We start from the raw sequence: 824 nt of genomic DNA on the forward strand, positions 1-824 counted from the left end.
TAATAGTATATATAAAAAATTAAGGAGAATTAAGATGATTAAATTATTTAACAAGAAGCCTAAAGATAAATATAAGAGAGCTGTAGCTTTTAGTTTGAAAGGTTTAGGTAAACAAATTAGTGCTTTAGAAAATAAAGGTTTTGAACGTGTGGGAGATATTCAAACAATTGTAATGAACGGAACAAGTTCAGGTTATGAGCAACTAATGGTTAAGAAAGTAGATAAATAAAATGACAAATGAAGAATTATATGAAAGAATTACTAGCGTACTAGAGGAACAAGGTATCGCAATGAATCAATTTGAGTTAAAAGTTAAATCTGAAACAGGTAAATATCCTAACCTAAGAATAACTAAATCACGCTTGAGCTTGCCAAATACCGTAGCATTCCCTTATCTTACTATGTTTTTAAATGATGATGAAATGCACGAGCTTACACTTAAAAAAATTGATAGCGTAGGAGATAACGGAGAAGCGTTTGACTTACTAGATGAGATATTGTCTAGTTTAGAACCAAGCAAAGAATATCTATATAAGCAACGATTGAAGCGTAAAATGCAAAGGGAGGCAATGAGATAATATTACACAAGTACACAAGGAAGATTAATAGTTCAAAATATCCACGGTCAACAGCTAGAAAGATCGCTAATGACTTGAACAAGAATGACCCTTTTAATAATTATCTAGTGAGCCTTGAGCTTGGCTCTAAAAGGTATATTATTGAAAAATTTGAAATTAGAGGTATGAATAGATGAAACGTTTTTACGTAGAGGAAGACGACAATGGCAAAGAGATTAAGCGAAAACTTACAACTTTTGCTAATGA

At 31.3% G+C, this 824-nt stretch carries 2 protein-coding genes; both read left to right on the top strand.

Going from position 1 to position 824, the window contains the following annotated elements; translation table 11 throughout:
* Nucleotides 1-229: hypothetical protein (locus FDX22_RS20710; protein ID WP_222592544.1), on the top strand; the 229-nt coding region annotated here is incomplete at its 5' end.
* A gap of 1 nt (nucleotide 230) precedes the next feature.
* Complete coding sequence (locus FDX22_RS20715) at nucleotides 231-578, top strand: hypothetical protein (RefSeq protein ID WP_036853164.1); 348 nt, start codon at nucleotides 231-233, stop codon at nucleotides 576-578.
* Nucleotides 579-824: the final 246 nt, after the last annotated feature.

It is taken from the genome of Citrobacter sp. TBCS-14 (genome assembly GCF_005280805.1).
In the GTDB taxonomy this organism is placed as follows: Bacteria; Pseudomonadota; Gammaproteobacteria; order Enterobacterales; family Enterobacteriaceae; genus Citrobacter; species Citrobacter gillenii.